General features: G+C 41.0%; 20 protein-coding genes and 1 tRNA gene. 13 read left to right on the top strand and 8 right to left on the bottom strand.

Annotated features, from left to right (window positions below):
• Nucleotides 1-19 precede the first annotated feature (19 nt).
• On the bottom strand, nt 20-1,390 hold the full coding sequence (locus I8748_RS03465) for a hypothetical protein (protein WP_198123276.1): 1,371 nt from the start codon (nt 1,388-1,390) through the stop codon (nt 20-22).
• 437 nt (nt 1,391-1,827) lie between these two features.
• On the opposite strand from I8748_RS03465, the gene I8748_RS03460 reads away from it, so the two are divergent.
• From I8748_RS03460 to I8748_RS03450, 3 genes are all read left to right on the top strand, one after another.
• Nucleotides 1,828-3,432 carry a FecR family protein gene (locus I8748_RS03460; RefSeq protein ID WP_198123275.1) on the top strand — a complete coding sequence of 535 codons (1,605 nt, stop codon included), beginning with the start codon at nt 1,828-1,830 and terminating at the stop codon, nt 3,430-3,432.
• A gap of 162 nt (nt 3,433-3,594) precedes the next feature.
• Nucleotides 3,595-4,245 carry a YqiA/YcfP family alpha/beta fold hydrolase gene (locus I8748_RS03455; RefSeq protein WP_198123274.1) on the top strand — a complete coding sequence of 217 codons (651 nt, stop codon included), beginning with the start codon at nt 3,595-3,597 and terminating at the stop codon, nt 4,243-4,245.
• Between the two features lie 122 nt (nt 4,246-4,367).
• The gene (locus tag I8748_RS03450) at nt 4,368-5,519 is read left to right on the top strand and encodes a histidinol-phosphate transaminase (RefSeq protein WP_198123273.1); all 1,152 of its coding nucleotides are present in this window, start codon (nt 4,368-4,370) and stop codon (nt 5,517-5,519) included.
• A gap of 5 nt (nt 5,520-5,524) precedes the next feature.
• Here the strand turns inward: I8748_RS03450 and I8748_RS03445 are convergent, their stop codons facing one another.
• The 4 genes from I8748_RS03445 to I8748_RS03435 all read right to left on the bottom strand — a co-directional run bounded on the left by I8748_RS03445 (nt 5,525) and on the right by I8748_RS03435 (nt 8,278).
• Nucleotides 5,525-6,079, bottom strand: a complete 555-nt coding sequence (locus tag I8748_RS03445) for a hypothetical protein (RefSeq protein WP_198123272.1) — start codon at nt 6,077-6,079, stop codon at nt 5,525-5,527.
• Nucleotides 6,080-6,696: 617 nt separating this feature from the next.
• On the bottom strand, nt 6,697-7,323 hold the full coding sequence (locus tag I8748_RS03440; RefSeq protein WP_198123271.1) for a GNAT family N-acetyltransferase: 627 nt from the start codon (nt 7,321-7,323) through the stop codon (nt 6,697-6,699).
• A gap of 394 nt (nt 7,324-7,717) precedes the next feature.
• Nucleotides 7,718-7,849: a hypothetical protein gene (locus I8748_RS35605; protein ID WP_263975717.1), complete on the bottom strand. Its 132-nt coding sequence runs from the start codon at nt 7,847-7,849 to the stop codon at nt 7,718-7,720.
• 177 nt (nt 7,850-8,026) lie between these two features.
• On the bottom strand, nt 8,027-8,278 hold the full coding sequence (locus I8748_RS03435) for a hypothetical protein (RefSeq protein ID WP_198123270.1): 252 nt from the start codon (nt 8,276-8,278) through the stop codon (nt 8,027-8,029).
• Between the two features lie 756 nt (nt 8,279-9,034).
• Here I8748_RS03435 and I8748_RS03430 point away from each other — a divergent pair.
• From I8748_RS03430 to I8748_RS03415, 4 genes are all read left to right on the top strand, one after another.
• Nucleotides 9,035-9,271, top strand: coding sequence for a hypothetical protein (locus tag I8748_RS03430; protein ID WP_198123269.1), 237 nt, complete (start codon nt 9,035-9,037; stop codon nt 9,269-9,271).
• A 157-nt stretch (nt 9,272-9,428) separates the two neighbouring features.
• Entirely contained in the window at nt 9,429-12,929 is a 3,501-nt protein-coding gene (locus I8748_RS03425) for a response regulator (RefSeq protein WP_198123268.1), read from the top strand.
• Nucleotides 12,930-13,299: 370 nt separating this feature from the next.
• A complete protein-coding gene (locus tag I8748_RS03420) occupies nt 13,300-14,379 on the top strand; it encodes a hypothetical protein (RefSeq protein WP_198123267.1) in 1,080 nt (359 codons plus the stop codon).
• Between the two features lie 150 nt (nt 14,380-14,529).
• Nucleotides 14,530-14,600, top strand: a tRNA-Gly gene (locus I8748_RS03415).
• A gap of 112 nt (nt 14,601-14,712) precedes the next feature.
• On the opposite strand, the gene I8748_RS03410 is transcribed toward I8748_RS03415, so the two are convergent.
• Together I8748_RS03410 and clpP are read right to left on the bottom strand one after the other, a co-directional pair.
• On the bottom strand, nt 14,713-15,153 hold the full coding sequence (locus I8748_RS03410; protein ID WP_198123266.1) for a hypothetical protein: 441 nt from the start codon (nt 15,151-15,153) through the stop codon (nt 14,713-14,715).
• A 159-nt stretch (nt 15,154-15,312) separates the two neighbouring features.
• Entirely contained in the window at nt 15,313-15,924 is a 612-nt protein-coding gene (clpP, locus tag I8748_RS03405; protein ID WP_198123265.1) for an ATP-dependent Clp endopeptidase proteolytic subunit ClpP, read from the bottom strand.
• Nucleotides 15,925-16,791: 867 nt separating this feature from the next.
• On the opposite strand from clpP, the gene I8748_RS03395 reads away from it, so the two are divergent.
• From I8748_RS03395 to ssuD, 3 genes are all read left to right on the top strand, one after another.
• The gene (locus tag I8748_RS03395; RefSeq protein ID WP_198123264.1) at nt 16,792-17,547 is read left to right on the top strand and encodes a dienelactone hydrolase family protein; all 756 of its coding nucleotides are present in this window, start codon (nt 16,792-16,794) and stop codon (nt 17,545-17,547) included.
• A gap of 148 nt (nt 17,548-17,695) precedes the next feature.
• Nucleotides 17,696-18,742, top strand: a complete 1,047-nt coding sequence (locus tag I8748_RS03390) for a sulfonate ABC transporter substrate-binding protein (protein ID WP_198123263.1) — start codon at nt 17,696-17,698, stop codon at nt 18,740-18,742.
• Nucleotides 18,743-18,827: 85 nt separating this feature from the next.
• On the top strand, nt 18,828-19,964 hold the full coding sequence (gene ssuD / locus I8748_RS03385; protein ID WP_198123262.1) for an FMNH2-dependent alkanesulfonate monooxygenase: 1,137 nt from the start codon (nt 18,828-18,830) through the stop codon (nt 19,962-19,964).
• Between the two features lie 118 nt (nt 19,965-20,082).
• Here the strand turns inward: ssuD and I8748_RS03380 are convergent, their stop codons facing one another.
• Nucleotides 20,083-20,442, bottom strand: coding sequence for a VOC family protein (locus I8748_RS03380; protein WP_198123261.1), 360 nt, complete (start codon nt 20,440-20,442; stop codon nt 20,083-20,085).
• Nucleotides 20,443-21,029: 587 nt separating this feature from the next.
• On the opposite strand from I8748_RS03380, the gene I8748_RS03375 reads away from it, so the two are divergent.
• The 3 genes from I8748_RS03375 (at nt 21,030) to I8748_RS03365 (ending at nt 26,695) form a co-directional block, all read left to right on the top strand.
• Nucleotides 21,030-21,770 (top strand): phytochelatin synthase family protein, encoded by a 741-nt coding sequence (locus I8748_RS03375; protein ID WP_198123260.1) that lies wholly within the window; start codon nt 21,030-21,032, stop codon nt 21,768-21,770.
• A gap of 614 nt (nt 21,771-22,384) precedes the next feature.
• Complete coding sequence (locus tag I8748_RS03370) at nt 22,385-25,927, top strand: DUF4347 domain-containing protein (RefSeq protein ID WP_198123259.1); 3,543 nt, start codon at nt 22,385-22,387, stop codon at nt 25,925-25,927.
• A gap of 396 nt (nt 25,928-26,323) precedes the next feature.
• Nucleotides 26,324-26,695 carry a zinc ribbon domain-containing protein gene (locus I8748_RS03365; protein WP_198123258.1) on the top strand — a complete coding sequence of 124 codons (372 nt, stop codon included), beginning with the start codon at nt 26,324-26,326 and terminating at the stop codon, nt 26,693-26,695.
• Nucleotides 26,696-26,725 lie beyond the last annotated feature (30 nt).

Genomic DNA, 26,725 nt, shown 5'->3' with positions numbered 1-26,725 from the left:
TCATAACTCTTCACTCTGATTAAAACCGACCTAGTTCTATATTGTAATTGATACTGAAGAACCAATTATCAAAATCAATATTTGGAGCTGTAGAACTACCCAAAGTAACTCCAGCCTGGACATTCATATTGCTAGAATCGGATATTCGGTAATTTAAGTTCCCAAATAGCCGATGAAATTGGTCTTCTCGGTCGCGCTGGGTGAAGTCTGAGAAGTTAAACTGGTAGTTCAGACCAACTTGGAGAGGTTTTTCTAAGTAGTAGTTCAAAGAAAGCCAAAGAAAATTTTCTACCCGATTACGACTTTGGGGGTCAGCAAAATCCACACTTAATTCGTAGAAGCTATCTAGCATCAATCTTGAAGTTAGGGGGTCTCGCCGTCCTAAAGTCAGTTGTAGAGAATTCTCGTTTAAAAAGCGATCGCCAGCTTTATAGCTATCTGAGCGATCGCTATTGTTGGCGTAAAATAACTGTTGATTGCTCCAACTGATTTGTCCATACATTCGTTGTGATAGCTGCTGATAAATACTGACGTTAAATTTTATTTGGTTATAATTGTATTTTGATTGATTTATGTAACGAATTATGTTTCCATCTATTGATCCGTTTACATAAGTTTTAGACCCTATCGGAAAATAAGCAGAGGTTAACCTCAGTCCAGAAACAATTAAAGCATCTTCTATGGAATTATTCTCTGAGGAAAAAATATTACTTGTCTGGAAGTAACCTACACGAGCCTTGAGAGAACCTATGGGTTTCAACTTCGCTACGGGTGCTTCTGTCCGTGGTGCTGGTAGTTGTTCTAAGGGTCTTGGCCGTAGGCGCAACCTTAATTCGCTACTATCAGACTCAACAGGGGGCAGTTTTTGCTCTTGCAACTGCTGCCAAAGTTTTTCTAGTCTTTCAAACTGATTTATTTCAGGTGTATTCAACAGTTCTTCACTAGATGATTCTGGAGAAGAGTTAGGAAAATCCCTTGGCTGCACTTCTGGTTGTGGTGGTTGATTTGGCTGTTGAGTATCCTTAATCTCTTCAGTTTGTGGTGGTTGATTTGGCTGTTGAGTATCCTTAATCTCTTCAGTTGGTGCTGGAACTTGATCAGTTGTTGTTGGTTGCTGTGTCAGATTTAATGGTCTATGTAAGTCTGAACTTTCTGACTCACTGGACTTTTGGTCACAAGAATTAATTGCATCTAGTTCCCATCTTTGGCATCGCAGATGAATTATGTGTGTACTTGTTAGAGATTTAGTTGTCGTTGCAAGCTGCTCTTTATCAGTCCCTAGCTGTTTATTTACAGCTGTTGCCACGTCTACCCTGATGCAACACCAGCTTCCACCACTGGAGGCTAATAAAATCCCAAAAAACACAATTGTCCAACTCTTAAGATGCATCTTGGGTGGTGTTGTTTGCGTTTGGCAGAGATAGACTCACAAACTGCATCATAAGTTCCGCATCAGACAGTACAATTTTTACTCAACTATACTGTAATTTCACTAGTGAGTTACCTTGAAAATAAACTGAGAATTACCCAAAAAATTGAATGATAATAGAAATATACTACAAAAATATCAGGAAGAACTAGCGGCAACTAGTCCTGATACACCACAATGAATATCATTCTTATTAATCTTATTAATTGGATATTCCACTTTTTGTAATTCTATTAATGGAATGTATTTCTTGTCTATTTAATCTATTAAATGTACACTAAACTTCAGATAAATTTACCCAAAAAACTCATGATTACAATTCAAAGACTTGAACCTTGAAAATGCTATTTATCAATCAACTTGGCTGTTATTAGTTGATTTTTACAAATATCTAAACTATGTTTTATAAATCGTTTCTACTGTCAGTTATTGGTTTATGGGTAGTTATATTGCTGCCTTTGTCAAATCGGGCAAGTGCCCTAACTCCTCTGACACGAGCTGAGATTCAGAATCTCCGAAATTTGGTGCAACTGATACCCAGAGATAACCAAAAAATCCGTCCTGCAAAGAAATTAGATGCAATGATTCCTGGGGATGGGCTATCAACTGGTCGAGCATCTTTAGCAGATTTGCGTTTCAACGATGGCTCGTTGGCAAGAATTGGGGAACAGGCAGTATTTCAATTTTTGCCTAAGACTCGCGACTTTAGACTATCCAATGGAACTGTGCTACTACTCATTCCCCCTGGAAGGGGGCGAACACGCATACAAACGCCCAGCGCAGCAGCAGCAATTCGTGGTTCAGCTTTATTTGTGCGCTACAACAAACAAACAGACACCACCATTGTTGGTGCGCTCACCAATAGCGGCATTCAAGTTTATAACAAAGACGCTTCTCAAACTCAGGTGCTGCAAGCAGGGCAGTTGATAGTTTTAGTTAAAGGTGAATTTCAGAGCTTCTATGATTTTGATTTGAGAGATTTTTATGAAACAAGTGAGCTGGTTCGTGAACTTGATTTGAATAGGCAAAATCCAGCACCTACACTTGATCATGCTATTACTAGCGTCCGATCTGAAACTGCTGCGGCTTTGAAAGCACAGCCACCAATAACCGGCAACGGAGTAATTGAAAATCCCTCTTTTGTCCAGTTAACTAGTCCTTCAAATTCGCACAGCAATCAAGTTATCACAGAGAATTCGTCAACAAACTCCTCAAAAAATCCAGGACAACCCTCTACAAATACTCAGCAGCAGAGTCAAACAAATGGTAACAATAGCAAGCTAAACACCCAGAACAATAACACTCGTGTTGATTCTAGTAAAACTCCAACACAGCCTCAAACCAGCTCACAGCAGTCCACACCTAGCCAATCGCAAACTCAAACAAAGACTCCAGAGTCAACACCTAGCCAATCGCAAACTCAAACAAAGACTCCAGAGTCAACACCTAGCCAGCCACAAACTACGACTCCAGAGTCAACACCTAGCCAATCGCAAACTCAAACAAAGACTCCAGAGTCAACACCTAGCCAATCGCAAACTACAACTCCAGAGTCAACACCTAGCCAATCGCAAACTCAAACAAAGACTCCAGAGTCAACACCCAGCCAGCCACAAACTACAACTCCAGAATCTACACCTAGCCAGCCACAAACTACGACTCCAGAATCTACACCCAGCCAGCCACAAACTACAACTCCAGAATCTACACCTAGCCAGCCACAAACTACAACTCCAGAATCTACACCTAGCCAATCGCAAACTCAAACTACGACTCCAGAATCTACACCCAGCCAGCCACAAACTACGACTCCAGAATCTACACCCAGCCAGCCACAAACTACGACTCCAGAATCTACACCCAGCCAGCCACAAACTACGACTCCAGAATCTACACCTAGCCAGCCACAAACTACAACTCCAGAATCTACACCTAGCCAGCCACAAACTACGACTCCAGAATCTACACCCAGCCAGCCACAAACTACGACTCCAGGGCCTTAGCAACTAGCAATCATAATTTACTATGCATACTTCAACTGCAAAAGAATTCGTCACAATGCTGTAATCAGAGTTCTAAGATAGCAGTAATAAAGATATATTAATATTTATCAACAGACGATAACTTAATAATTCTGAAGTTTTCATTCCTAATTATTTAGAACCTTGCATTACATTTATCTTCATGGCTTTGCTTCTAGTCCTAAATCTGCCAAAGCGCAGGATATAAGCGATCGCTTTGCTAAAATTCAGACAAACTTAACAATTCCCGATCTCAATGCTGGCGACTTCTCCCACTTAACAATTACTCGTCAGCTAACTCAAGTTGCAGCAGAATTTCCTGATAGTTCTGTGCCAGTAACCCTGATTGGCTCAAGTTTAGGTGGCTTAACATCTGCTTACTTAGGACAGCAATACCCACAAGTGCAACGCCTCGTTTTGCTAGCACCAGCTTTTGGGTTTTTATCTCATTGGTTACCCAAGCTAGGAGATGAAGAGGTGCAACGTTGGCAAAGGGAAAAATATCTGATGGTTTACCACTACGGAGAAGGGCGATCGCTACCTTTAAGTTATGATTTTGTCACAGATGCTGCTCAATACCAAGAGGAACTCTTACAACGTCCCATTCCTACTTTGATATTGCATGGCAAAAAAGATGAAGTCATTCCCATTGCAGCCAGTCGAGACTTTGCTTTGTCACGTCCTTGGGTGGAGTTGGTAGAACTCGACAGCGATCATGGTTTAGGTAATGTCACCGAAGAAATTTGGCAAGCAATTTGCCTCTTTTGTCAGTTACCAGGAAGCTGTAAAATATGAAATCCTTATCTAACCAATGTTCTTAGTCAGTAGTTAGTAGTCATTAATCAGTGGTCAGACACAAACAACTAACAACTGACAAATAACAAATGACAAATGATTATTGACTAATAACTAAAATTATGCTTCCATTCATTCGCTCAGATTTAGCCCAATTTACCGCTTACAAACCCCACCCCAGCAGCGATACAGCTGAACCTGTGCCGACGCAGCTTGATCGGCTGGATACCAATGAAAGCCCTTATGATTTGCCGGCGGAGTTGAAAGAAAAGCTGGCCTGGACATATCAGCAGGTAATAGAAACAAATCGTTACCCTGATGGCGGACATGAGACACTAAAACTTGCGATCGCTGAGTACGTCAATGAGTCAGCTAGCCTCTTACCATCTGTTTTTACTCCTGCCAATATTTCAGTTGGCAATGGTTCAGATGAACTGATTCGCTCTTTATTAATCGCCACCTGTCTAGGTGGAGAAGGAAGCATTCTAGTTGCCAATCCCACTTTTTCCATGTACGGGATTTTAGCAAAAACTTTGGGAATTCCTGTAGTGACGGTGGGTAGAAATGATGTCAATTTTGAAATTGACTTAAAAGCGGCACAGTCTGCTATGGAACAAACTCAACATCCCCCAGTTCGGGTAGTTTTCGTTGTACATCCCAATTCCCCAACTGCCAATCCTTTAACTGCGGCAGAATTGGCATGGTTAAGAAGTCTTAGCGAGCAAATTTTGGTAGTAATTGATGAAGCTTACTTTGAATTCAGTCAGACTACTCTGGTTGGCGAATTAGCACAGCGCCCCAACTGGGTAATATTACGTACTTTTTCTAAGGCATTTCGGTTAGCAGCTCTTCGCGTTGGCTATTGTGTTGCTCATCCAGAAGCGATCGCTATTTTAGAAAAAGTTCGCCTACCCTACAATCTTCCCAGCTTTTCAATAGTTGCGGCATTAATGGCTTTGCAAAACCGCCAAATATTACTTGAGTCAATTCCCCAAACTCTAAGGGAACGAGCCAAATTGATCCAAGCTTTATCTCATCACTCAGAATTACAAGTTGCAGAAAGTGCTGCTAATTTTGTTTTCGTGCGTCTCAAATTAAATGGCTCTCATCCACAAGACGCTGCTTTAAAAAGTCTTCACCAAAAACTTGGCAGCTACGGCACTGTGGTACGCGAGATTAGTCAAGGATTACGAATTACCATCGGAACACCTGAAGAAAATGCCCGCACCATTAATCGATTACAAGCTGCTCTGGCAAATCTGAAATTTTCGTGATTCACTCAGTAATTAAGCCTGCAATTGACATCGCTACCCAAACGGCGTACTAATCCCACCGTTTGCGGTAGCACCCCCACTAAGAGAGCAAAGGCAACATCAGGAAGACTAGCCACCATTTCTGGAGGGAAGTATTGTTCAAATTGATCCAAAATCTTTTGGACTCGCTGCTGTGGAACCGGGTTTTCTGTAATTTGTTTAATCAAGCGAATCCACTGTCGCCTAATTAAGTAGGCTTTCTGGCGATCGTCATAAGATTCGGGAGTTAACAAAGACAAATTACCTACACACAAAGCTTTCTGGCAATCACAATCGTAATCGCCACCAACTGCTGCTCCAGGGCCAGCAAATTCTGCATGATAGCGTTTGAAAAGTATCAAACCATTCCGCTTGCGACTATTAACAATGAAAACTTTTCCACTGTGTAGAAGCGTAAGTATATCCGAGCTATATGATTGCTCAGTTCCATCTGACATGACAAGATGGTCAAGGAAACTAGTTTCAGGGTAATATGTTGATACCATACTAGCTTGATAGCGTTGGTGGTTTTCGCTATCCATGTTTTCTCAAACTTTTGAGTGATTTGGTGGTTTTATAGACTTAAAGCAAGGACTTAGTTATTAAATTAAACCAAATTTTTAATTCTTATTATTCTCAAGAATTTTTTGGCAAATTTAACTAAAGATAGAAATAAATAAGTGTTGCTTTGGAAATCAGGTAGTTATATTTTATGAGATTTAACTGAATTTGTCTGTAAATTACACTAATTTTTTTTAAAGTTTTTATAAAGATAAATATCTAAGATACAAAGTTATTATGAGGAACTAATGTTTGATTAAGTGTATTTTTACTTATCAGCAATATTATAATCTTGTTTTCGATTTACAAAAAATATTTTTTAGCTAAAAAATAAAATTCACATTTTTTTATATATAGCTCAACAGCTTATTTCAGTTAAAATTTTTAGTATTCTTATAGTAAAAACCTACTTTCATAATATCTATTGTTAGAGGTATAATTTTTAATTACTTTCATTTGAAAGCATCAAGCATTAGGATTCTTATATTGATTGTCTATATAGTTCATCGACTGAATAGGTATTGTAGTCGGGGATCATTATGAGAGTTTGTCAACTATGTAATAGTTAGTTAAAATAAATTAATTGATCAAATAAAATTCAAGTCGTTGAATCAACTCTCAAATTTTTATGTAATAAAATCTGTCGAGAGCGTCTGAATAAAAATTTATTCCAGTTAGATTCCACTTTATGTACTCTATATCCCAGCTTGAAATAAAGCTGTCGTGCCTGATAGTTATTTTCTAAAACGTGGAGGTATAAGTCTTGAAATCCCCATTCTTGTGAAATTTGTTGACAACTCATAAGTAACCCAGATGCTACACCATATCTTCGATATTGAGGATGAACAGCTAAATTAGACAAATAAGGAAAACTTTTGCTAACCTGTATCCACGAATCAGCGAAACGTACACCCATTTCTACAGTTCCTATTAACTTATGATCTGTACTAGTAGTGTCAACAGCAACCAAACAAACCTGATGGGGTGTAGGTGAGGACAAGCGATGCCTGAAGTCTTCATAAATACCCAAACGTAGTAATGGAAAAGCCCATCCCCAGAAACCATCTTGGGAGTGAAAGCTTTCAGCAATAATTTGGGCAATGCCAGTCAAATCAGCAGGTGTAGCAGTACGAATGTGAAATTTGCAAGGAGCTTGCTCTGCCGCAGATGCTATTGGCTGTTGGTAGTGAGGCTCAAAAAACCAGGATGTCAAGGTTAGTTTCATAATAAAAGGGACTGGAGAAATCGGGGCCTGAGCAATACGGTTCGGATAAGCATTTTAAACTCACAATAGGGTTTGGGGAAAAGGTTACTGGGCTTGGGTTAAAGGTTTTTCTTCCCCTTTTCCCTTTCCCCTTTCCCCTTTAACCGAACCGTATTGGGGGCCTGAGGATCACAGGGAAGAACCACTGCTGTGAGGTAGCCCCCATAATGGACGCCACATCCTCCACTTGAAGAGCCACTCTCCTTAAGTCGAGAAACCCTTTCGGTGGTTCATCCTGGGGAGGCAGTGAGTGAGTGGCTCCCCTTGGGAGAAGACTCACGATCTTCGCAACGCTAACAGTGCAAGGCGCCCTACCCTAAGAAAGCGGGAACCTCTCCCTTGGGAACGGGAACACCTAACCTGTAGGATGGGCTTCGCCCAACGGTGAAAGGATTCTGCTTTGCAGTACGGGTCTTAGGGAGCCAGTTCGTTGGGGAAACAGCGCTGTGGTGTTAGCGTAGCGGTAGCGACGTAGGAGCGTCGGCAACGCTGTGAGGCATCCCCCGACAGGAGCGGTTTCCGACGTTAGCGCAAGCGTTGCGCGAGTCTTCTCCCAAGGGGAGACGCTACGCTTTCCGAGCGTCTGGGGGACTGCCGTTAGCAAGAGCGTTAGCGAGCTTGCGAGCGTCACCCGTAAGGGTCTTGGGGGTTCCCACGCCACTTGCTACAACGGAGGAAACCTCCGCAACGCAGTGGCTCCCCATGAGCGATTGCCGAAAGGCTTTGCCGACTTGAAGCGACTGTCGTCGCCTATGCCGACTTGAAGCATCTGGCGTGGTTCTCCCCCAATCCCCACTTCGTGGGGATCCATAGCCCCCGATGTGCGGCTGTCAGGAAACCCTACAGCCATACATGTGGCGTAAAAACCCAAAGAACAGAGCTTAGCTACGCTAACACCGCGGTCTGTTGATTGCATTCAACGAAGATTTTTTTCAAAATGCTACAACACCGTATAAGCTATTTTAAAACTAAAATTAGGTTGGAATGTTGAAATTACAGTGAGATTACAACTTCTTACTTAAATTGTCGAGTAAACAGAGTACAAAATTTTCTCACCGCAGTTCCTTTGGAGGGAAAGCTCACCACCAGAGCTATCTCACGTTTTCCCAGAACATAAAGGAGGTCGTTGATGCCTAGACGAAAAGTATTATCTGGCTTATCTGGAGGCTTGGAGCTTCATATGTCGTCAGCTTAATAGCAATCAAAGGTAGTATAATTAACAGTGCCAGGCAATGTTTAACTACCAGTTCCACAAACAAGTGTTTACCGTGTTGCTGAAATCAAGTTGAAAAATTCACTTGGCTAAATGCAACTAATCAGCAAAACTAGACTTGTAATTTAACTCTAGGCAACAAAGCAGTTGACAGTAATACTGACTTGAGTGACCGCGAGATTTTCTTACAGCCAAACCTCGGCTAATTTTGCTTTTAACTAGCTTTAGTTGGGTTACTGAGTGGTTTCATTGGATTGCCACTACACTAATACCAGTTTCCATGAAAAAGTGAAGTGGTGATTGTAAAGGAACCTAGGTGCTGGAGAAACTATACCTAATTTTCTAATCAATGCTACTTGTCTAACTTATATTTCTGATTGCTAGATTGGTAAAGAGGTATTTATATAAATAGTATACTTTGTTTTTAAATCATATTGTTGTAATATCGCTGACCCTACCATGAATGTCATAAATAAAATTTACATGCAAGTGTTAGTGCAACTGCTGCAACGGGAAAACTTAATATGCAGCTTCATCTGGCTTTTTCAACCAGCCTTGAGTGCTGTAGAGATGATTGGAGAGTTATCGCTGGAGGTGAGGGAAGATTTGGCAAACAAGCATCAACTCTATAGAACGACAACTAACTATGAACCCGATTGCGCTGCACTAGAGCCAATAGCGATCGTTACAAGCTAGTGAGGCCACTTACTGTCAGTAAATATTCCCACACTCAGCAGTCATATAACCAAAAAGCCTCATTGGTAGAAATGCTCTGCTCTTACCTGACTCAGAACCATTCCACCCTGATCAGATTATTCTTTATCCAACTGCCGTTGCAGCAGGAAAGCGGTGCATGAAATCTCAAGTAAACAGTAAGCCGAAAATTTTGGTTGTTGATGACGAACCAGACAACCTTGACTTGCTTTACCGCACCTTCTATCGCGACTATAAGGTGCTGAGGGCAACATCTGGTCCTGCAGCGCTGGATTTGTTAGCGCAAGAAGGAGAGGTTTCAGTGATCATCTCCGATCAGCGAATGCCGATAATGAGCGGTACAGAATTTTTGAGCCTGACAGCGACTCAATATCCAGATATTATCCGGATTATTTTAACTGGCTACACTGATGTTGAAGACCTAGTAGAAGCAATTAATGCTGGTAAGGTATTCAAATATGTAACTAAACCGTGGGAAGCGGAGGATCTCAAAGCAGTTGTACGCCAGGCCCTAGATACCCACAACGTCCTCAAAGCTCGTACCCGCGAACTGACACGCACACTCCGTCAGGAATCGCTGCTAAATACCATCACAAATACAATCCGCAGTGCCTTAGACTATCGGCAAATTCTACAAACAATTGTCGATACAGTTGGTCATATGTTGGAAGTAGATGTTTGTCTTTTACGTCCCTTCCAAGATGAACAGTTGGTGGATGAAGGATTCATTTACCAGAAAACTCAGCCAATTGGAGCCGGAGAGAGTGTAGAAGATGTAAATTCACCTCTGTCTGTTTTGGCTCAAACAGTCTGGGAAACCCGCGAAGTTCAGGTAATTCATGATGTAGCAGGTGATGAACGCATCCAAGGCGAAACTCCCGAAATGCAGCAACGCACTTTAGCTTTCGCCACTGCTAACATTTGCTCTAGCCTAGTTGTACCCCTGATTTGCCAACAGGAATTGATGGCAGTGCTGGCACTACACCAATGTTCCCAACCCCGCTTTTGGAGTAAGGACGAGGTGCAATTAGTGTTGATGGTAGCAGATCAGGCAGCCTTAGCTTTGTCTCAAGCTTATGCATACGAGCAGGTACGTGCCCTTGCCAAGCGAGAGGGCCTGATTAATACTATTACTACTGCGATTCGCTCTAGCCTAGACCCTCAAGATATCTTCGCAGCTATCACCTACCAACTTGGACAAGCCCTACAAGTCGATGGCTGTGTCCTGTCTTTGTGGACAGAAGAAGATGAGTTTGTTGATTGTGTAGCTTTGTATGATAGTTCTCAACATTCTGATAATTCCCAACCGTCAGGGAAAGGCAAAAATTTAATTGTTAGCCATAATTCTGTAATTCAGCAATTACCCAACTCTCAAGCACCTATCCAAGAAAATCCCATACTCAGAGAAATCTTGCGTACTCAGGAGCCTGTGGTAATTAATGATATGAGCGATCGCTCTTCAGCAATCCAAGGGTTAGATTTGCCTTGGAAAAAGCCAGCACGATCGCTAATGGTTGTCCCTTTACTAGCTGACGGCAAATGCATTGGAAGTATCACTCTTCGTGAAGGTAGCAAAGCACGGCGATGGGTTTCATCTGATATCGAGTTAGCAAAAGCAGTAGCAGCACAAGCAGCGATCGCTGTACAGCAGTCACGTCTATACCACAAAACTCGTGAGCAAGCTGAGCGCTTATTACAACTAGATAAACAAAAAACCGAATTTTTTCAAAATATTTCCCACGAGTTCCGCACTCCCATCACCTTGATTCAAGGGCCTTTAGAGTCAGCAGTGGGGGCTGGTGAAGGATTATCTTATGCCCAAAGTGCGATCGCTCTACGTAACTCTCGCCGCCTGCTAAGACTGGTAAACCAACTACTAGATTTACAACGCTTAGATGCTGGCAGGATGCAGCCTAATTTCCGTCCTAGTGATCTAGTTGAATTTGTCAGTCAAATCGTTGATTCTTTTCGTCCCTATTGTGAGAAAAAGGGACTACATCTAGTGACAGACTTCAGTAAATGTCCCACAGTGTATTTAGATATAGAAAAATTTGACAAGGTGGTTTATAACCTCCTGTCTAATGCCATGAAATTTACACCTGAAAGTGGGACAATTACTGTCAAATTGCTATCTCAAGAAAACCATTGCATACTACAAGTACAAGATACCGGAATTGGCATTGTTCAAGAGCAAATTCCCTACTTATTTGAGCGCTTCCGCCAAGCCGAAGGTTCAGAGAACCGCTCTTATGAAGGCAGTGGTCTAGGTTTAGCTTTAGTCAAAGAACTTGTGGAACTGCACGGCGGTAAAGTTAGTGTCGAATCAGTTTACGGACAAGGTACTACCTTTACCTTATCTCTTGTGGCTGGAAACGCTCACTTACCCCCAGAACAATTGCTAGACACTCCTGTTGAAGTCAACACAAGCCGCGCTAGTGTCGAACTAGTTGATTTGGAACCATTAGAACCTATTACAGATAATATTGAGGATTTTACAAAAAATTTATCACCAACTATTGGTACTCAGCATCTGGCATCCATCACTGAGCAAGCAACTAGGCATTCTATTTTAGTTGTAGATGATAACCCAGATTTGCGAACTTATGTATCTGATATACTCCGCCGCAACGGCTATCAAGTTAAGACAGCTCGTAACGGTTATGAAGGATTCGGAATAGCTCAAGAAATTTCACCTAGTTTAATTGTTACTGACTTAATGATGCCCTTAGTGACAGGGCTGGAAATGATTCGGATGATCCGTAATGAGGAAAAGTTAAAAGGAACACCAATTATCCTGCTGACAGCGAAAGTTGATGAAGAAACCCGCATTGAAAGTACAGAACATGGTGCGGATGCTTATTTAGCAAAACCTTTTAACGACCGGGAACTTCTGGCAGAAGTCAGGAATCTCTTAGCCTTGAAGGAAAATGAACGAAAGGTTGTGGAGCTAAATACTTACCTCACAGAATCAGTCCTCAAGCGCTTTTTGCCAGCTGTATTAGTGCAAAAAGCCGCAGCTGGAGCTTTGACACTAGATTTACGACCAGAACCGCGCTTGATCACAGTTTTATTTAGCGATATCGTGGGTTTTACACAGCTAGCAAATACCCTCAGATCTCGGCGAGTAGCAGAGTTACTAAATGAATATCTAGAAGTTATGACCACCGTTGTCTTTGACAATGGTGGAACCGTAGATAAATTTATGGGAGATGCTATTTTGGCTTTATACGGAGCGCCTGAAGAACTTAGCCCAAATGAACAGGTGCGTCGTGCTGTTAACACCGCAAGAGGTATGCAACGTTCACTGGTTGAGTTAAACCAGCGCTGGCAAGAGCAAGGTATATTCGATGCCAACGGACATAATGGTGTAGAGTTTCGCTGTGGCATCCATCAAGGTACAGCTGTTGTGGGCATGTTTGGTAGTGCTGAACGGGCCGACTACACAGCCATTGGGCCAAGTGTAAATATTGCTGCTAGGTTACAAGCTGCTGCTATTCCTGGCACTATCCTGGTTTCCGCTGCTGTAGCAGATTATTTACAAGATGAAGAAATTACCAAAGGTAGTCCACTCAAACTTAAAGGAATAGATGAAACAGTTCTCACCTTCGCTGTTGCATCAGAGCTAATTGCTAATCGTTAAAAGGATATTTGAAAACTTGTTTTGAATATTCAACTCAAGTAAGAAAACTTCAAAAAATAAATTATCCCGGTTGAAGTAGGGGCAGATTCACAAATATCCTCGGATTATCATGTGACAATATTCATCAACCCACCCCTACTGATGACTGATGAACGTTGACTGTGAACAGTGGGATATTTGTTGATTTGGGAGTCTTTAAAACAACAAATATAGTGTTTTCAGCTTGATTGTAGCAAGAATTTTACTCACCATTATTTTTATAATGCAAAATTATTAATACTTGACAAACAACCTCTAAGGTTAAAAGTGTTTCTTAGCGATTAGGCATTAGCTGTAAAAGCACCGAATCATATCTAGTTTCAAATGTAATATGACAAGATCGGTTGCAGACAAAACACCAATTTCAGATCACTTCTGGAGGCGACACACCGATCCACCCGGTTTATGGATTGCTGTAGCTATCAGTTCAATTTCCTTGCATTTGCTGGCTTTCTGGCTAATTCGTTCATCTCATGTGATTAGACTGGGATTTTCGCAGCAAGAGCAAGCAGATATTCCCATTGAGTTAGTAGAAATTTCTCCTCAAGCAAAATCAAGAGCAAGTGTAAAACCAGTTGTCGCAAACCGACTATCGAAAAATCAAAATTCACAAGCAGCGAAATTACCTAAGCAAGTAACTAAAACAGATCAATTAGCGGTAACACCTCCTGCTGCTGATATTTCAAATCAAGGAGCGATCGCATCTGCAAGCGAAAAACGAGCGATCGCATCTGCAAGCGAAAAAAGAGCGAACATTCAACAACGCCAACTCCAAGAGGCTGAGCAACAACGCCGACTCCAAGAGGCTGAACAACAACGCCAACTCCAAGAGGCTGAACAACAACGCCAACTCCAAGAGGCTGAACAACAACGCCAACTCCAAGAGGCTGAACAACAACGCCGACTCCAAGAGGCTGAACAACAACGCCAACTCCAAGAGGCTGAACAACAACGCCAACGTGAACAAGCACAGCAAGACAAACCAGTAGGTACTGGCGAACAGTTACCGCCACCTCCAGAACCTCAAACACAAACAGGAATATTTGCAAGCTGGGTTCCTGTGAGTGAAGACGAGCAGAGAAAATTGATGCGAGAGCCTTTACCCAAAAACTTGAAACTAGCTGAACACATAGGAAGCAACGAAAAACAAGTTGCCTCACTTTACATCAATAGCAACCTTGAACTTCCTGCTGTAGAGTTTTTAGTATCGTTAATAATTGATAACACTGGTAAGTTTATAGAAGCTAAAGTTATAGATCAAGCGATACCACAAGCTTCAAAAAGCAAATATGAGGAATTCGCCAATGATGTTTTCCAAGGTGAAAAATTTCAGCCTGCACGCTATCCAGATGGCACAACACCACCGGAATGGAGCAATCTGTTTGTACGTATCAAAATAGAGCGGCGTTAACTTTGACTCAGTTTTTGAATTTTGGAATGATAGTCTTGACTAAAATGCTATTTTGTATAATAGCAACAACATACTAACTTTTTCGATTTGGTATGACTGGATGCTTGAATTTTAGTTTCAAGTATGTTATCTTATTTAAGTTGGAAATTTGCGGGCGTAGTTTAGTGGTAAAACTATAGCCTTCCAAGCTATTAATGCGGGTTCGATTCCCGCCGCCCGCTTGAACAGTAAAACGTTTTTCGTGCAAAATCTTTAAGTCAGATTAGGCTGGAATCAAATAGGCGATCGCAACGGTGTTCAAGTCTTGAAAAAGCGTTATACCTGTTGATGTCACTAGCCCACTCCATCCCACGATCGCGCTAAAGGATCAATTGGTATATCTGGATCAATCTCAATCACGGTAATCTTGGCATTTTCAACCACGGTATTTCCCATGATTGTATTGTGCATTGCCTGAAACTTCGATTCTTCCTCAGCAATGCGTTCGTAGTGCAAAATTACATGGTAATGCTTAGTAATTGGTTCTCCAGAGTCTGATCTCTCTACTGTGAGCCAATCTATATTTTGTTGTTCTTCCGCTATTCGGCGATACTCATCGGCTAATTGTTCTAAAGCGTTGGCGATCGCATGTTCCTTTGTTTGACCGTAGCATTGCAGGTTATCTTTGGGAAAATCGCTTAGAGAAGATGACATCTGACAAACATACTGTCCATTCTCTTGACGCTGTAGTGCGATCGTAATAGTTCCGTTGATATCTGGGTTTACGTCAGTCATATTAACCGCGCTGACAAATAATAAGAGGATATGCTCACGGTTAAATTGTAACTAAAGAGCTTAAATCATTTATGTTGTCAAGCTTTTGACGCTCTAAACCGTTTGAACTAGGTAGAGCGTCAACTCAACTAATGACTAATGACCATTGACTATTAACTATTAACTCACAACTGAAACTGCTGGACGACTACCAGCAGCGTGACGGTCAATCACTTGGTCAATTAAGCCATATTCTTTAGCTTCCTCCGGCGACATAAAGAAGTCCCGTTCAGTATCTTCGGCAATGCGTTCAATTGGCTGACCAGTGTGTTCGGCTAAATACTCATTGAGCCGTCGCTTGTGATATAAAATCTCCCGCGCTTGAATTTCAATATCAGTCGCTTGCCCTTGTGCGCCACCTAGAGGTTGGTGGATCATAATTCGAGAATGAGGTAGACTCATCCGTTTACCCTTAGCACCAGCGCTGAGAAGAAAAGCGCCCATACTCGCCGCTAGTCCTGTACAAATGGTACAGACATCAGGGCGAATGTGTTTCATGGTGTCAAAAATGCCCATACCGGCTGTCACCGAACCACCGGGAGAATTTATATACATGTAAATGTCTTTCTCTGGGTCTTCAGCATCCAAAAACAGCAGCTGGGCAACAATTAAGTTAGCTAAGTTGCTATCAATCTGTTGACCTAAGAAGATGATGCGCTCACGCAACAGTCGTGAGTAAATATCAAAAGCGCGTTCGCCTCGACCCGATTGTTCAATAACGATAGGTATCATGATAACAACGTCAATTCCACGTTTTTAGCTTTTATTCTAGTCTTAAGTACCACGAATGTACTGATTTCAGGTTTTGTGAATCAAAAAAATAAACTAGTCAACTTTTTTGATGAGAACAAAAGTACTATCGCTATACTAAAGCCTGACCATACCATCTTTACATCAAAATTACTAGGAGTCATACTCCAAGAATTACTCCAAGTAATTTTCGGTTCTCACCATACAAGTATTTTAAGGATTTTCCCTAGTAAGCTACCAAAGTGGAGATTAGGGAGTAGTGAGTAGGGAGTGGAGAGTGGGGAGTAAGCAAAAATTTATTCTTATATTATATTTGTATTAATTAATACCTATTTTTAGTTTAAGAATGCATTTTTTCCTTTAGATAAAAAATCCCCTAGTTTAAATGTCTCCCAATTTATACCATGCCCCAGAATTATTTTTGACCACCTACGGTCTGGGTATTTCAGTCAGTCCCAAAACTTGGCTGTAGAAAAACAGCATTGCTGACTCCATTTCTGTAGGGTATGTCACCTGCACATGATGAACTGCCTTCAGCGTCATGTTGATTCTCCCGTTAGTAAATATCAAACAAAAAAGCTACAAAATCAAACGTTCAATCTCTTAGTACCTTAAGTTCTCAGCCATAAACCACCAGAAGCCTTCACCTGGCTATCAGAAAAACTTTTGCCTTTCCCCTTCCCTTTCCCCTTCCCCTTCCCCTTCACCTTCAAAAAAATACTTGCCTTTACACATGCTTTGTGAAATACTACATTTAAAAAATACGGTAAATCGGTAAAGTTAATGTAGTTTTACACAAAACTTACCACAGGTAATTCTGTCCCAAAAGCAATTGCAGGCTAATCCCTAATGACAAACACAGAAATTCGCACCTCTCAAGTTAAAATCTCCAACGGTGATTTGCAAATTGATGCTTATCTGGCTGAACCTGCAAAAGCAGGGATTTTCCCGGCTGTAATCGTGATTCAAGAGATTTTTGGGGTCAATATTCATATTCGGGAAGTAGCCCAGAAGTTTGCACAAGAAGGGTATGTGGCGATCGCGCCTACTCTTTTTCAACGGACTGCACCGGGTTTTGAGGCTGCATACACCCCTGAAGATATCCAGAAAGGCAGACAATATAAGGAACAGACCAAAGCAGAGGAAATATTAAGTGATATTCAAGCTGCGATCGCTTATTTGAGAACTTTACCAAACGTACAAAAAGATGCGATCGGTTCCATTGGTTTCTGCTTTGGCGGTCATGTCGTCTACTTAGCCGCCACACTACCAGATATTAAAGTTACAGCTTCCTTCTACGGTGGCGGTATTACTAACTCAACTCCTGGTGGTGGAAAACCTACCATTACCCGCACTCCAGAGATAAAAGGCCCTATTTACGCCTTCTTTGGTTTGGAAGATCCAGGAATCCCGTTAGAACATACAGAACAAATTGAAGCTGAATTGAAGAAATATCAAATTCCTCATACCATCTTCCGCTATCCAGCCGCAGGACATGGTTTCTTCTGCAACCATCGCACTAGCTACAATCCAGAAGCTGCTGCTGATGCTTGGAAACACGTTAAAGAACTGTTCCAAAAGAACCTTCAACTTCAAACAGTCTAAATTTTGGTGTTAGATGACTGATGACTGTTGACTGTCAATAAAATTATTTTCAAACCCGCGCAGGCGGGTTTTGTCTGTGTAGTCGCGACTTACAGTCGCCTATAGCAAAATATCAGATTACTCTCAAAAAGGATACATTTACCCTGCCATGACCGCTTCATTTACAAAGACTAAACTTAACATTTTTCAGCGTTTTAGCTTATTAGTAATACCTGGTTTATTCAGCCTATCAACAACTTTAGTGAGTTGCTCAGTAGAAACTCCCAAAGCAGAGAATCCGAACAGTGGCATTAAAGCTAAAGTTGTCCACATGGGATATCAAAGTGCTGGAGATATTGTCAAACTCAAAGGTGTGATTGAAAAACGTCTGCAATCCTTGGGTGTTTCTGTGGAATGGGCGCAATTTGCAGCAGGGCCACAACTAATGGAAGCAATGAATGTTGGTAGGGTTGATATTGGTTCTGTTGGTGAAACACCTCCAATATTTGCCCAAGCAGCTGGTACATCATTGGTATATATTGCTAGTAACAAACCTAGCAGTGGTAAAGGAAGCGGAATTGTAGTTCAAAATAATTCGCAAATTCGGACTTTAGCTGACCTCAAAGGTCAAAAAATAGTTTTTCAAAAAGGTTCTGCTTCCCATTATCTATTAATCAAAGCTTTAGAAGAGGCTGATTTAAAATACAGTGATATTCAAGCTATCAGTATGCCTCCCACTGAAGCCCGTGGCGCTTTTATTCAAGGTAAAATAGATGCTTGGGTAACTTGGGATCCTAATTTAGCATTGGCACAAAAAATTGCAAAAGCTCGGCTTTTAAGAGATGCAAGTGGCATTGCTACTCAAGGCGGATTTTACATGGCTTCGCGCCAGTTCGCTACAGAAAATCCGAAGTTAGTTCGCTTAATTCTTGAGGAAATAAATAATATTGGACAATGGGCTGAAAACAACCCAGCAGAAGTTGTGAAATTGATTGCTCCTCAACTCAAACTGGATGAAGATATTTTAACGGAGATGGTCAAAAGACGGACTTACGGGTTAAGACCAATTACTCCAGAAATCATGGTAAATCAACAGAAAATAGCAGATTTATTTGCCCAAGAAAAAGTAATTCCCAAACCCATAGATATTAAAGAAGCAATGCTGAATAGTGAACAATACGCAGCTATCACGCCAGAAACAATTAGTCAAAAATAGGGACTAATTCAAAATAGTCAAGTTATGGTATGGGCAAAGAATTTGATTGTTTGTTGATGTAACTTCAATGTAAAACAGAGGAATTATGGAAGTTTTTTGGTATTTACCAACACAGGGAGACGAGCGGTATTTAGGCACAACAATTGGCAGACGACCAGCTACTTATCCTTATATGCAGCAAATTGCCCAAGCCGTTGATAAATTGGGCTATGGTGGTATGTTGATTGGTACTGGACAAAAACAGGATACTTGGATTGTTGCCACCTCTTTAATAGCAGTTACGCAACGCCTACGGTTTCTAGTTGCGTTTCGTCCGGCAATTATGTCGCCTTCTGTAGCAGTGAGGATGGCTGCTACATTTGACCAAATTTCTAACGGTCGAATTATTTTAAATGTGGTTACAGGCGGCGATACAAAAGAACTGGCTAAAGATGGCGTTTTTTTAGACCATGACCAGCGTTATGAACTGACAGATGAATTTTTAACAATTTGGCGATCGCTTATGCAAGGTGAAGAAGTTACCTTTAGCGGTCGTCATTTGAAAGTTGCAGGTGCAAAGCTGCAATTTCAGCCAGTCCAAAAGCCTTATCCTACCTTATATTTTGGTGGTTCTTCCGATGCTGCCCTTCAGGTTGCAGCCAAACACATTGATGTGTATTTAACCTGGGGTGAACCACCGCAACAAGTTGCCGAAAAAATTGCTAAGGTACGGCGATTAGCAGCAGAACAAGAGAGAACAGTACGCTTTGGCATTCGGATGCATGTCATAGTGCGCGAAACCACACAAAAAGCATGGGATGCAGCAAATGAACTCATTCAGTATGTGGATGATGAAACTATAGCCGCTGCTTATCGACGCTTTGCTCAATCCGAATCAGAAGGACAGCGGCGCATGGCAAAGTTGCATAATGGCGAACGCAACAACTTAGAAATTAGTCCCAATTTATGGGCTGGTGTTGGCTTAGTGCGTGGAGGTGCTGGGACTGCTTTAGTAGGAGATCCAGATAAAGTTGCAGCGCGAATGCTGGAATATGCCGACCTTGGAATCGATACCTTTGTATTTTCAGGTTATCCCCATCTCGAAGAAGCTTATCGAGTCGCTGAATTACTCTTTCCCCGTTTACCACTACAAACACCCACAGTTGCCACACTAGACCAAGTTGCCACTCCGTTTAATGAATTTCTCACCAAAACAGATTTACTGAAACCACAGCCTGTGTAGATGAGCAGTTAGGAGTTAAGAGTTGGGAGTTAGGAGTTATTTTACCCTCATCTTTCCATCTCCCCTCCCCTGCTTCCCATCTCCCCATCACCCTATTCCCCTCATTTCCCCGCTGTAATTACCCAAATTCAACGTATTCTACAATTGTTCCATCAGGATGCATCGCTCGCATGTTAGCACCAGTTGGAACTTTGTTTGGTTCCGCCAGAATTACTGCACCCTGCAAAGCGAGTGCTTCTCGAAAATCATTGAGTGAATCAACAAGAAATGTTGCTTGTGTACTCTTAAATGGAGAAAGTGCTTCAGCCGAACCAGCAATTAAAAGAATAGAACCGACGCCGGCGAGTTCTAAGCCAGTTTCGGAATATTCAAACCATAACCAGCATTTTTCTGTAAACAGGTTTTCATAGAAAGCGATCGCATCGTCTAAGTCTGCTGGACTCAGATAAACTCTAGTTAGTACTTTCAGAATTTGCATTGCAACCTTATTTTAGGTAGCTATTATATTTTATAGTGCTTGCTAAGCAATAGAAATTCATGAATATGTTAGGATTTCGAGTTAATCAAACCTTCAGAGCAATTGAGGGTAGCACCTGCTAACAAAGCGATGGCACTTAGTCTGATTACGAGTTTCTTTTACTACCAGAAGTATGGTACAGTACTCATAGGGGAAAAGGCGATCGCACGATCAAGAATATATTACTTATTGCGATTTTATTGAATGTATAACTTGAATACTCTCTCCATTTGATTACTTTGACTATACCAAATGTACTGAAATTAAAGTTAATATTAATACTAAGTTTAGTTGAGAAATAGCATCTGGAAATGCTGAAGTAATAACGCCCTCATCTCTCTAATTTTCTCTATTACTGTTGAATGCAATTTGGTATAGATCTCATATCCAGGCTGTAGATATGGCTTATTCTTAGTACTTACGTAAGATCCCAAATAACAACAAGTAGCAAAACTGACGATTACAGACTTATTCAGAAAATTTGATACTTTCTTAGCATCTTGGTGTGAGACTATTTACTTATGTGATGTGAGAATTTTATGGTGCTTATGAATGGTATCTTACTAAAAATTGGCAAAAAATCTTTCAATTTTTTAATTATTGGGCTATGTATATCTGGTGGAACTGTTCTCTCACAAACATTACCTCTTCCACCGAATTTAATTGGTTTTAATGAGCCTGAAGGTAAAAAATTATTACTCGACAGTAAATCAAAAGAAGACTTTTTCCCACTAAGTATGCAGTTTGTTACCCAAAATAATCAGGCTTATTGTGGTGTTGCCAGTATTGTTATGGTGCTGAATAGTTTGGGAATTCCTGCGCCAGAAGCACCACAGTACAAGCCATATCGAGTATTCACTCAAGAAAACTTTTTTAGTAATGAGAATACAAAAAAAATCCTAACCTCTGAGCTAGTATCTCGCCAAGGTATGACTCTGGAACAGTTAGGAAACTTAATAGCCAGCTATGATGTTAAAGTTAATGTTTACCACGCTGCCGACACCAGTTTAGAGCAGTTTCGTAGACAAGCAGCCGAAAACTTAAAACAGCCACATAATTTTGTTTTGGTCAACTATTTACGTAAAGAAATTGGTCAAGAAAAAGGTGGGCATATTTCCCCGTTAGCAGCATACAATGAGCAAACAGATAGATTTTTAATTTTTGATGTTTCTCGTTATAAGTATCCACCAGTTTGGGTAAAAACAACAGATTTGTGGAAAGCAATGCTAACAATTGATCCTGCATCAAATAAAAGTCGTGGCTTTGTATTTATAAGCAAAAAACTATAAGAAGCTGAAGTACACATAATTTGCGTAATCGTGTATTTTTTCGGAAATCACGAGGTTTATACTAATTTAATGTTAAGCTGTACGCTATTCACGTAGAGGCAATTCATCAATTTCCCTGCATAGCGTGTCTTTTGGGCTAAGTTTTATAAGTACATTTTTACAAATAAAGAGTATAACTTATTTGCTCAGCTAGGAAAATATTATCACCTTGATTATTCCTGAATTTCAAAATCAATTCTACTTCCTTAATTGAGATTTATGATTTCTTGAAACAAGATTTCAGTAATCTTCCAGATGACTTCAAAGTTAGAAATTAACAAAAATGGTTATTAAAGCATAACAAGTCGGTCTATTTCAGCTTTTGAATGCAAAAGATTCTGTAATTTTTTGCATTCAAAAGCTGACTGTTTTAGTCATGATTTTGACTATGACATTACATCAAATATGGCTGATTTCATCATTTTGCTAAAAATGAGGAACGTTTGGCAACAATGAGCAAGACCACCATTGTTGCTATGTCGTTATAGCTTGGATTATGCTGCATCGCCTGACTGGCTAAAAGTTGACTTGATCAATAGCCTCTAGCACACAAGTATCTGAAGATAACAACTGAAATGGATAATCAACGTTTACATTTGGATTCTAACCATATTCTTGTCTTTATTGATTCTGCTGTTGAAAACCACGAAGACTTAATTAAAGGTGTAGTACCTCAAGCAGAGGTAATTGTTCTCACCTCACAGCAAGATGGTGTGGAACAAATCACCGCAGCTTTACAAAGCCGCGATCGCGCAAGCAGTATCCACATTGTTTCTCACGGTTCCTTAGGAACTCTCTATCTAGGAAACACACAATTGAGTCTTAGCACTCTAAACCACTACAGCGAACACCTGAAGACTTGGTTAACACCATCCTTGTTACTTTATGGTTGTAATGTGGCTGTGGGTGATGTAGGAGAGGAATTCCTTAACAAACTTCACTATTTAACCGGTGCTGCGATCGCAGCTTCTACAACACCAATTGGAAGTGCAGCTTTTAATGGCAACTGGGAACTAGACAAAAATTTAGGGTCTGTAGAATTTCATCCAGCATTTCTTCCATCTACAATGGCAAGTTATGCTACCGTCTTTGAGCAGACTAACCCTATAATAGTCGGCGATAAGTATTACTTTACCACCTACGACAATACTCACGGCACAGAACTTTGGACAATAGACCCCAATACTGGCAATCCGGTATTATTTGCAGACATTAATCCCGGTAGCGCCTCCTCTAATCCCAGCAATTTTACAGTTGTAGGTGATATTCTTTACTTCACAGCCGACGATGGTTACTCTGGCACAGAGTTGTGGAAAATAGATGCTAACGGCTATCCCCAAAGGGTACAAGACATTAATCCTGGATATGGTTCGTCTAATCCCAGTAATTTGATAGTCGTCGATAATACTCTCTACTTTACTGCCAGTGATGGTTACAACACCACAGGCTTATGGACAATAGACTCCTACGGCTACGCACAACGCATACAGGATAGTGGCGGTCTGTACAATCCCAGCAACTTGATAGTTCTAGGACATAGCCTTTACTTCACAGCATTCGATGGCATGAATGACAATCAACTGTGGAGAATTATACCCAGCATTGCCTACCCCATCAACCTCAGCTTCAATTACTACAGTGGTTTTTCTAATCCCAGTAATTTGACAGTTGTAGGTGATACCCTCTACTTTACTGCCACTGATGGTTACTCTGGTACAGAGTTGTGGAGAATCACTTCTTACGGCTATCCCCAACTTGTACAAGACATTAATCCTGGAAATGCTTCCTCTAATCCCAGTAACTTGACAGTAATAGGCAACAGTCTCTACTTTGTTGCTAACGATGGTGACAGTGACACAAACTTATGGAAAATTGATGCCAATGGCTATGCACAGCTTGTAGAGGTGAATGGCGGTCTATCCAATCCCAGTAACTTTATAGTTCTAGGTGAGAAACTCTACTTTACTGCATCCAATGGCACAAATGGCAATCAACTGTGGAGAATTGACCCCAATTCTAGCTACCCCATCAGCCTCAACATCAATTACTACAACAGTTCTCCCAATCCCAGCAATTTTACAGTTGTAGGTGATACCCTCTACTTTACAGCTAATGATGGTTATACTGGCACAGAGTTGTGGAGAATCGACGCCAATGGTTATCCGCAACGGGTACAAGATATTAATCCTGGAAATGCTTCCTCTAATCCCAGTAACTTGACAGTTGTAGATGATGTTCTCTACTTTAGCGCCAACGATGGTTACAATGGCACAGAGTTATGGAAAATCGATGCCAATGGCTATGCACAACGTGTAGAAGTGAATGGGGGTCTATCTAATCCCAGCAACTTCATAGTTTTAGGGAATAACCTTTACTTCACCGCATCAAATGGGACAAATGGCAATCAACTATGGAAGATTGACCCCAACTCTAGCTACCCCATCAACCTCAACATCAATTACAACAACAGTTCTCCTAATCCCAGCAATTTTACAGTTGTAGGAGATATTCTTTACTTCACAGCCGACGATGGTTACTCTGGCACAGAGTTGTGGAAAATAGATGCTAACGGCTATCCCCAAAGGGTACAAGACATTAACCCTGGATATGGTTCGTCTAATCCCAGTAATTTGATAGTCGTCGATAATACTCTCTACTTTACTGCCAGTGATGGTTACAACACCACAGGCTTATGGACAATAGACTCCTACGGCTACGCACAACGCATACAGGATAGTGGCGGTCTGTACAATCCCAGCAACTTGATAGTTCTAGGACATAGCCTTTACTTCACAGCATTCGATGGCATGAATGACAATCAACTGTGGAGAATTATACCCAGCATTGCCTACCCCATCAACCTCAGCTTCAATTACTACAGTGGTTTTTCTAATCCCAGTAATTTGACAGTTGTAGGTGATACCCTCTACTTTACTGCCACTGATGGTTACTCTGGTACAGAGTTGTGGAGAATCACTTCTTACGGCTATCCCCAACTTGTACAAGACATTAATCCTGGAAATGCTTCCTCTAATCCCAGTAACTTGACAGTAATAGGCAACAGTCTCTACTTTGTTGCTAACGATGGTGACAGTGACACAAACTTATGGAAAATTGATGCCAATGGCTATGCACAGCTTGTAGAGGTGAATGGCGGTCTATCCAATCCCAGTAACTTTATAGTTCTAGGTGAGAAACTCTACTTTACTGCATCCAATGGCACAAATGGCAATCAACTGTGGAGAATTGACCCCAATTCTAGCTACCCCATCAGCCTCAACATCAATTACTACAACAGTTCTCCCAATCCCAGCAATTTTACAGTTGTAGGTGATACCCTCTACTTTACAGCTAATGATGGTTATACTGGCACAGAGTTGTGGAGAATCGACGCCAATGGTTATCCGCAACGGGTACAAGATATTAATCCTGGAAATGCTTCCTCTAATCCCAGTAACTTGACAGTTGTAGATGATGTTCTCTACTTTAGCGCCAACGATGGTTACAATGGCACAGAGTTGTGGAAAATTGATGCCAATGGCTATGCACAACAGGTCAAAGACATTAATGCTGGAAATGCCTCTTCCAATCCTAGTAACTTGACACTAGTAGATGATATTCTCTACTTCACAGCTAATGATGGTTACAGTGGCAATAACTTATGGAGAATTGAGCAAAATAGCTATGCAAAAAGCTTAGAGGTTCCTGGCGGGTTGGACAACCCCAGCAATTTCACTGTTGTGGGAGATAGCCTCTACTTTACTGCATCAGAGGGGGTGAATGGCTCAGAACTGTGGAGAATTAACTCTACTACTAACAGCCCCTTCAACTTTAACATCAATCCATCTTATGGTTCTTCTAACCCCAACAATTTTACAGTTTTAGAAGATGTTCTTTACTTTACTGCCAATGATGGTTACTCTGGCACAGAGTTATGGAAAGTCGATGGTAATAGCTATCCTCAATTGGTCAAAGACATTAATCTAGGAAGTGCTTCTTCCAATCCTAGTAATCTGCAAGTGCTAGATAATGTTCTTTACTTTAATGCTGATAACGGTATAAATGGCACACAATTGTGGAGAATCGACCCCAACAGTGGTTATCCAAACCCTGTATAAAGTTTCCCAAGACTGGGTAATCTTTATCTTTGGGAGTTATACCATTTTAGGAAATACCTGATACAGATACCCTCTAGGGGCGTACAGCTGTACGCCCCTACAGCCAATTCATTTGTTGCAAATATTTTTGAAAATTGTATTAGTATATACTCTTGATGGGTCAGGGTGGATAAACTGCCTTGAAAAAATATTTATGGATACAAAAGTAGTTAATTTATGTGGTAATTTGCTTGAATACTAGTTTTTTACACCTTTAGATCAACCTTTCTATCTCAACTTTTTTCCATGTGCATATATAAAATAGTTATCTGTAATCTTAACTTCAGCCGCTCAACTACTGACTCCTCATGTTCAGAAGAGCTAAAATCAAAATGTTTACCCATTTACACTTAGGTTGTGGCTACTGTATCTTGTCCTCGCTGCCATCAACTCGTTGATAGTCAAGCTATTACCTGTCCATACTGCCGTACAACTCTCAAAGCTTACGGTCATCCTGGTATTCCATTGCACCGTGTTAAAGGGGATGGTTATCTCTGTGATAGCTGCACCTATCATGATGACAACACCTGTAATTTTCCCCAACGTCCTTACGCCAAAGACTGTACTCTGTATGAAAATCTGGAACAGAGCAAGTTAAACTTGGAACAACAGCGTTACAGCAGCAGCTTTGGCGGAACTATCAGAAGCTGGATGAAACATAATCAAGCTTTGGTACTGCTACTAGGTTTATTATTCGTCTGTTTGCTCATAACAATGTCATTATCTTGACCTGTATAATCGTTGGTCAAGGTCGTTGAC

It is taken from the genome of Amazonocrinis nigriterrae CENA67, assembly GCF_016056305.1.
Taxonomy (GTDB): Bacteria; Cyanobacteriota; Cyanobacteriia; order Cyanobacteriales; family Nostocaceae; genus Amazonocrinis; species Amazonocrinis nigriterrae.
This window is presented reverse-complemented; position numbering and strand designations above follow the sequence as displayed.